9 protein-coding genes and 2 tRNA genes are annotated in these 6,844 nt (G+C 36.5%); 8 read left to right on the top strand and 3 right to left on the bottom strand.

Annotated elements, in window-relative coordinates; translation table 11 throughout:
- Window positions 1-620: 620 nt before the first annotated feature.
- From LI241_RS15275 to LI241_RS15245, 7 genes are all read left to right on the top strand, one after another.
- Window positions 621-1,079 (top strand): GNAT family N-acetyltransferase, encoded by a 459-nt coding sequence (locus tag LI241_RS15275; RefSeq protein ID WP_008689884.1) that lies wholly within the window; start codon window positions 621-623, stop codon window positions 1,077-1,079.
- 453 nt (window positions 1,080-1,532) lie between these two features.
- The gene (locus LI241_RS15270) at window positions 1,533-2,519 is read left to right on the top strand and encodes an outer-membrane lipoprotein carrier protein LolA (RefSeq protein ID WP_008689881.1); all 987 of its coding nucleotides are present in this window, start codon (window positions 1,533-1,535) and stop codon (window positions 2,517-2,519) included.
- Window positions 2,516-2,851 (top strand): type II toxin-antitoxin system PemK/MazF family toxin, encoded by a 336-nt coding sequence (locus tag LI241_RS15265; protein WP_193363154.1) that lies wholly within the window; start codon window positions 2,516-2,518, stop codon window positions 2,849-2,851. The genes LI241_RS15270 and LI241_RS15265 overlap by 4 nt, the downstream gene beginning before the upstream one ends.
- 209 nt (window positions 2,852-3,060) lie before the next feature.
- Window positions 3,061-3,136: transfer RNA gene (locus tag LI241_RS15260), tRNA-Asp, on the top strand.
- Window positions 3,137-3,141: 5 nt separating this feature from the next.
- A tRNA-Gly gene (locus tag LI241_RS15255) sits at window positions 3,142-3,215 on the top strand.
- A 337-nt stretch (window positions 3,216-3,552) separates the two neighbouring features.
- A complete protein-coding gene (locus LI241_RS15250) occupies window positions 3,553-3,984 on the top strand; it encodes a hypothetical protein (protein WP_008689877.1) in 432 nt (143 codons plus the stop codon).
- The gene (locus LI241_RS15245; protein ID WP_008689875.1) at window positions 3,954-4,793 is read left to right on the top strand and encodes an aminoglycoside N(3)-acetyltransferase; all 840 of its coding nucleotides are present in this window, start codon (window positions 3,954-3,956) and stop codon (window positions 4,791-4,793) included. The genes LI241_RS15250 and LI241_RS15245 overlap by 31 nt, the downstream gene beginning before the upstream one ends.
- On the opposite strand, the gene LI241_RS15240 is transcribed toward LI241_RS15245, so the two are convergent.
- The 3 genes from LI241_RS15240 to LI241_RS15230 form a co-directional block, all read right to left on the bottom strand.
- Window positions 4,760-5,212, bottom strand: a complete 453-nt coding sequence (locus LI241_RS15240; protein WP_017144561.1) for a GAF domain-containing protein — start codon at window positions 5,210-5,212, stop codon at window positions 4,760-4,762. The two genes, LI241_RS15245 and LI241_RS15240, sit on opposite strands and share 34 nt — an antisense overlap.
- A gap of 242 nt (window positions 5,213-5,454) precedes the next feature.
- Window positions 5,455-5,739 (bottom strand): spore coat protein, encoded by a 285-nt coding sequence (locus LI241_RS15235; protein WP_017144562.1) that lies wholly within the window; start codon window positions 5,737-5,739, stop codon window positions 5,455-5,457.
- Window positions 5,736-5,951, bottom strand: coding sequence for a hypothetical protein (locus LI241_RS15230; RefSeq protein WP_008979731.1), 216 nt, complete (start codon window positions 5,949-5,951; stop codon window positions 5,736-5,738). Before LI241_RS15230 ends, LI241_RS15235 begins: the two co-directional genes overlap by 4 nt.
- A gap of 104 nt (window positions 5,952-6,055) precedes the next feature.
- Between LI241_RS15230 and LI241_RS15225 the strand changes: the two genes are divergently transcribed.
- The gene (locus LI241_RS15225; protein WP_008979732.1) at window positions 6,056-6,598 is read left to right on the top strand and encodes a DUF402 domain-containing protein; all 543 of its coding nucleotides are present in this window, start codon (window positions 6,056-6,058) and stop codon (window positions 6,596-6,598) included.
- Window positions 6,599-6,844 lie beyond the last annotated feature (246 nt).

Here is a 6,844-nt window from a genome sequence, read left to right as displayed (position 1 = left end):
CTTTGCGGACATTTAAGAAGATATAAAAAGATAGTCAAAAAGACATATATAATTTATAATAAATTCTCTTTCCTGTGGATTATCGTGTTTCCTCTTTCATATCAAAAACTTTAATGGAAAACGATATATATTAATAAAACCATAAGTAAAAAGAAGAATCTATCAATCACTTGAGAAATCGTTGATAATAAATAGAAAATTCTTAGTTTTAGCTTAACTTCCATTTGTTTTTGCATAATTTTAATGGCTACAAGTATGCCAGCCATGACCTCTATCTAATTGAAAAAGTCTTTGTGGGTTTTGATTGCTTAATGAATGATAAGTATTATCAGTGATGGTAATGAAATTTGTTCAATAGTTTTTTTATAAAGTTTATATGTTATCGTTTTCGATATGTTTCTTTCTTCTTTTATGTTTAAGATAGAACCATTCTATGGTATCATATTCTCTAGATTATCAAATAATCCTAGCAAGTCTTTCCGATATAATGCATTACATATGTGATGGTGGTATGGTTGTTTTTTGATTTGATTATGGAATATTAAAATCAAGGAGATAAAATTCAAAGAGATAAAAGAGATAATAAAAAGGCTAAACAGTGAAAAAGAAAGGAAAAACACATGGAAATTCAAGTAGTATATGAGCATAACTTCGCGGATGCTAAAATCGTTCGTCAAGAAGTATTTGTAGAAGAACAAGGGTTCATGATGGAATTTGATGAAATTGACAATCATGCCATTCATGTGACTTTATATCTAGATAAAGTCTTAGCAGGCTGTGCACGGATGTATGCGGATATAGAAAAAGATGTTATGCGTATCGGGCGGATAGCCTTACGCAAGCCATATCGTAAACAAGGATTTGGCAAGGTACTTGTCGAAAGCTGTGAAGCGTATGGCAAAAAACACAAAGCAAAAGCCTTTGTGCTGGATGCGCAATGTCGTATGCTAGGTTTTTATGAAAGACTTAATTATCAGGTAGATGGAGAAATCCATATGGATGAACATGTCCCACATGTACAAATGCGAAAGACGTTAAAAGACGAACAATCGCATGAAGAGTTTGATTTCAACACATAAATATAAAACAATGGTAATAGCAGGTTTTGATATACCTTGTAGCATATGGAGAAAACAAAAAGATGAATAAAAATTGATCTTCTTGTGATAACATTATGAACATAAAACAGTATTTAAAAACCTAAATTTATCGCACATGCAAATGAGGATAATATAACGATCAATCTTCGCGGCGAAACAAAAGGATATTAAGAAAGCCACATAAGCCGGCAAGAAAGGCATACAAACTCTCTATCCAGGGACTATACGAGAGGATATCGGTAAAGGTATGCAGATGAAATAAAACGGAAAACGCGTATTGAAGACAAATAAAAATAGAAAGGGCCAGAACTAGTTTCTGGTATTTTTTCATGTTGATCACCTGTTTCTACTCTATGAAAAGCCAAAGGAAATATGAATGAAATTCCTATGCGACGCATAAATTAGGATGAGCAGGAAGGGAGCAGATGCAGCATGAAAACAAAAATCATCGCTGGTATCGGTATTGCGATACTAGCAGTCGCACTCATCTTTACCATGAAACCAAAATCCTTCAGTGATGAATTTGCGCAGACCATGAAGGATATGGACTCTTACATCTTACAAGGAAATATGGAAATCACAAAAGGTGAGGATGTGAAAGCCTATGCGTTGGAAGTTGGCTATGAGAAAGGTGAAAAAGATTATTTTAAGGTTTCTTTAACAGATAAGGAACTGAATCAGGAACAAATCATACTACGCAACGACGCAGGCGTCTTCGTTGTGACCCCAAGCTTAAATCAAGTGTTTAAATTTGAAGGTGATTGGCCGATGAATTCACCAAAGCCATACTTATTGCAATCAATAGCGGACATCGTCAAACAAGAAAATGCCACAATAAAAAAGCAGAAGGATGGAACACTGGTAAGTGCTAAGGTTAGCTATCCCAATAATAAAAACTTTGATCATGAGGATATCATGTTTGATAAAAATGCCAAACTTAAGTGGCTTCAAATTTATAATAAAGATAATACCTCTGAATTAAAAATTGTCTTTACGAAATGTGAATATGATGCCAAGATCAAAAAGGATTATTTCAAAGCACCTGCCGTTATAGAAAAGAAGGCGAGTGCCAGCGTCATCAGTGAACAGGATTTACCACTATATCCGGTACAGGTATTTTCATCGGAACTGAAAAGTGCCAATCAGATGAAGGTTAATGGGGAAGTGAAACATGTTTTAGAGTATCATGGTGATAAAAATTTTACCGTTGTCGAAACCAAAAAAGAGGTGCCTAAAGATACACAAACGGTCATCATGCCGGGAGAGATGATTGATGCAATGGATGTTGTGGGATTTTATGATGGAAATCATATGAGTGTGGTATATGATGGTGTAGAGTTCTCCGTATTCTCCGATGAGTTGGGTCCGGAAGAAATGATGGAGGTTATCAACAGCATGCAGGTGGCTGTGATGAAATAATGATCAAACGGGGAGATGTATATTATGCAGATCTGTCACCTGTCATTGGCAGTGAACAAGGTGGGGTACGGCCGGTAGTGGTCGTGCAGAACGATAAGGGAAATCGTTATTCTAAAACAATCATCATTGCGCCGATTTCAAAAAAGATGTCAAAACCGCCAATTCCTACACATGTGATTTTCAGTGATGATTCATTAAGCTATGTGTCCATGATCTTATGTGAACAGCTGCGGACGATAGATAAGAAACGATTGGGGCAGTGGATTTGTACATTAGATGATAAAACAATTGAAAAAATAAATAAAGCAATACGTGTAAGTCTGGCATTATAGGGAGTGTGAAGGCACTCCCTTATGATATGAAAACGGCACTGTTGATGAAGATGGAAGGTATGACGATGATGATGAAGAGGGGAATTTTCACATGATATATAAAACATTAAAAAAATTAAAAAAATTTAAAAAAGCTGTTGACAGAAAAAAAATCAGATGGTATTATATACGGGCACTGGCGGTAACAAAGCTGTCAGTTAAATATACAAGGTCCAGTGGTGTAGTGGTTAACATGCCTCCCTGTCACGGAGGAGATCGTGGGTTCGAGTCCCATCTGGACCGCCATTTTTGCAGATGTAGTTCAATGGTAGAACACAGCCTTGCCAAGGCTGATACGGGGGTTCAATTCCCCTCATCTGCTCCATTAATAACTACGTACTCTCATGAAAATGAGAGTTTTTTTATGCTTATTTATGAAAGATGAGGGGAATTTTTGTGGTCCAGATGGGTTTTAGGGCGTGTTTGGTCTATTTTTGTTGGGAGGCATGCTGTAATCAACGTGTTTTTTTATGTGGTTGATTAAGAAAGTATGAATTATATGGCGCTGCTATGTCAGCACGAACCCCCGTCATAAGCAAATAGCTGTAACCATCGTTCTAGGATAAGATTTATTGCGAAATATCATTTTTTTAGATTAAATGCGTAGAACTGGCGAATTCTGTGCTAAAATAAAAACAGCATCATCAAAAGGGGGCAGGAATATGAAAAAAGTAATATTCGTCATGCTGATTGTATGTCTGTTAGCTGCTTGCTCACCATCATCAAAAAAAGGGCCTATCGAAGTGAGTGCAGCGGAGGTTCTTGAGAAATTAAGTGACGAAAGACAGAATTCATTTCTATTATATGTGATAAGCGATGACTGTTACTCCTGTGATGAATATCAAAAGGTCATAGAGGAAATAGAAAAACAACAGCCGTTTGAAGTGTATTATCTGCATATAAACCTAAAGGAAAAGGATGCAGATGTAAAGAAGATGTTAGATGAATTAAAAGTTACGACCGGTGTTTTGCGCCAGTTACCAACAACCTATTATTTTTATCAGGGGACGTTGCAGGCCGAAAACAGGAAAGAAGGATATTTAGAAAAGAAGGATCTGATAGCATGGCTGAAAAATTTACATATATTACATTAGATGAAGAACCGGAAACGGTTGTATCTACCAAAGAAGATATTTGTGCGCAATTAGAATCTTTGGGTATACAACGTGGTATGGTGATTTTGGTCCAGGCGGATATGAAAAAATTAGGTTATCTCATAGGTGGTGAACAGATGCTGATTGAGGCATTGATGGAAACAGTTGGCTATGAAGGGACTATCGTTATGCCGACTTTTACACCACAGATGGCTGATCCAGCCTGCCAAAAGAAACACATTGCCCGTATGTATTGGGAGGATGTGCGTCAGCATGCCTTGCCCTTTGATAAAAAATTAAGCGCACCCGAAAAAGCAGATGCGCTCATTTATCAGTTTTTACGCAATGAAGGCGTAGTTCGTTCATATCATCCATTATATAGCTTTGCGGCTTGGGGAAAATATGCCAAAATATTATGTGATAAGCATCCTTTGCACTTTGGTTTAAATCAGGATTCACCATTAGGTAAAGTATCTGAATTTAATGGTTATGTCGTACTTTTGGGCTGTGATTACAATGACTGTGTCATGTTTCAATTAGCCCGCTATCATGGAGAACAGCTTCCTATTAAACTTATCAGTGCTCCGATTGAAAATAATTCACGTGTACAGTGGAAAGATATGCTAGAACTTGATTTCACGAAACAGGACATGGGAGAAATCGGTGAAATCATGGAAGACAAGAGTGTCGTAAGAACGACTTACATAGGTACGGCAAAGTGTCGTTTCTTCTCTAGCAGAGAAGCTGTCACCTTAGCAAGCTCCTATTTTCATATTCATAATGATGAAATAAGTATGTTAGAAAATTGATTAAGCATGTCTTCATCTTCCTGCGTGAAGCGAGAAGGTGAATAAGAGTCAATATCCAAAACACCCAGTAGGGTGTTTTCTTTTACTAAGGGGATTACTATTTCAGAATTACTTGCACTGTCACAGGCGATATGGCCGCTAAATTGATGAACATCATCTACACGCAGAATCTTGCGTTTTACAGCTGCAGTTCCACATACTCCTTTTCCCATTGGGATATGCATGCAGGCGACTTTCCCCTGAAAAGGGCCAAGTACCAATTCATCATGTTTATATAAATAAAATCCAGCCCAGCTAATATCGGGTAAGTATTGATATAATAAAGCAGCTGCATTTGCCATATTGGCAATTTCATCATGTTCATCCATTAATAAGCCACGCAGACTCGTTAATAAGGTTTCATATTCATTGTTCATCATTATACTACCTCCATGACAGTATCGTATCACATTTTTCATAAAGCGGAAATGAAAAAAGCATGTTCTGTGCAAGATGATGGATAGCTAAAAAGATAACTCAGGATAAGTGCGTAATACTGCTTAATAAATGGCTGTATCATTGGATTTTATCTTCATCATAAAAAAGTATATGTTTGTATCTTTATTCATACTTCTTATCTATAGAGGCCCCCAGAAAATGGGGCATAGAAAAAAGATAAGCTCTATTCACAGAGCTCATCTTCCATTTTACTAAATTTTGTATAGGCTTTTGAGATGTTCTTCTCAGAATCTGAGGTCATCTTATACCAGCCTTGTTCTTTCATCATTTCATAAACCTTGCGCTGTTGAGCAGAAAGATCTTGATATAGCGTATCTACTTCTTTAAAAAGTTCTTCATTACTTGCTTCCTGTGAAAAAGTGTTGTATTCACTCTTCATATGTTTCAAGGTTACTAACAGGTTGGTCGCAATCTCTTTATCGCTGTAATTATTAGTTGATCCACTCATTCTTTTACCTCCTTTTGCAAAAGTTCTACCATTGTATGATAATGTTTAGCAAGATTCGTATTGACCTCCTCAAAGCAGGTTTTCACTTCTTCATTTTGAATCATTGTGACATCATTGGTAATTCTTTTGTTTAAGACAAAGGTCTGATCCAGCAGGTCTTCTAAATATAAGACATCTTTAGGTGTTAACATAGCATCACACGCATGAAACATTGCTCATGCTTCTCCTTTCATTTCTAGTATGGGAAGAGATTGAAAATGTATTCTATGATTTTTTATGATATTTTGCTATAATAAAAAAACGTTAGGAGGCAGACATGGAATTACAAGAAAATCAATATGTATATATTCAAAGTTATAAACATGATGGCAGTCTGCATCGGACATGGGCAATGGGATACGTGCTTGAGGCAAATGAAAAACGTATCGTTGCTGTCACGAATCGTACTTTGGTAAGTGAATCAGACGGTCGTAAGTGGGTGACCAGAGAACCGGCAATCTGCTTTTTCTATCCAGATAAATGGTATAATGTCATTTGCATGATTCGTAAAACCGGCATTCATTATTATTGCAATCTAGCATCGCCTAGTATTTATGATGGTGAGGCAATTAAGAATATTGATTATGATTTGGATGTGAAGGTATCGCCAACAGGAAAAACGATGTTGTTAGATGAGGATGAATATGAACAACATGCAAGGGAAATGGCATACAGCAAAGCGTTGGATCGTGCAATTCATAAAGGACTGGATCGTTTGATGGTGGATATTCGATTGCGGAATTCGCCTTTTGAACATCATGAAATTAATGCATTGTATGAGCGATATTTGGCATGTATGGAGTTGGAGAAGAAGCAGTGATTTCAAAAATGTAGTAAAACTGTGAACGGATAAGTATAGGTGACTTGTTGTAACGCAGCAATAACGTAACTGATATTATATAGATGACGTATGTGATGCAGGTGGTGGATGCTTGATCTTGCATTAAAAACTTGAAAGAATTAGGTAAAATAAAAACAGCAATATAAAAAAATGAAAAAACTAAAAATTATCGTTGACATGAAAGATAAATTGATGTATTATAAACAGGCACTCAACGAGAGTGAC

The organism is Longicatena sp. 210702-DFI.1.196 (assembly GCF_020563125.1).
In the GTDB taxonomy this organism is placed as follows: Bacteria; Bacillota_I; Bacilli_A; order Erysipelotrichales; family Erysipelotrichaceae; genus Longicatena; species Longicatena caecimuris.
The sequence above is the reverse complement of the archived record's forward strand: the minus strand, read 5'-3'. Positions and strand labels throughout refer to the sequence as shown.

Excerpts from the sequence above, each read along its gene's own strand:
- LI241_RS15230 (WP_008979731.1), bottom strand. The coding sequence starts at position 5,951 with ATGTTTCATGCGTGTGATGCTATGTTAACACCTAAAGATGTCTTATAT.
- LI241_RS15240 (WP_017144561.1), bottom strand. The coding sequence starts at position 5,212 with ATGATGAACAATGAATATGAAACCTTATTAACGAGTCTGCGTGGCTTA.
- LI241_RS15275 (WP_008689884.1), top strand. The coding sequence starts at position 621 with ATGGAAATTCAAGTAGTATATGAGCATAACTTCGCGGATGCTAAAATC.
- LI241_RS15245 (WP_008689875.1), top strand. The coding sequence starts at position 3,954 with ATGGCTGAAAAATTTACATATATTACATTAGATGAAGAACCGGAAACG.
- LI241_RS15225 (WP_008979732.1), top strand. The coding sequence starts at position 6,056 with ATGGAATTACAAGAAAATCAATATGTATATATTCAAAGTTATAAACAT.
- LI241_RS15250 (WP_008689877.1), top strand. The coding sequence starts at position 3,553 with ATGAAAAAAGTAATATTCGTCATGCTGATTGTATGTCTGTTAGCTGCT.
- LI241_RS15270 (WP_008689881.1), top strand. The coding sequence starts at position 1,533 with ATGAAAACAAAAATCATCGCTGGTATCGGTATTGCGATACTAGCAGTC.
- LI241_RS15235 (WP_017144562.1), bottom strand. The coding sequence starts at position 5,739 with ATGAGTGGATCAACTAATAATTACAGCGATAAAGAGATTGCGACCAAC.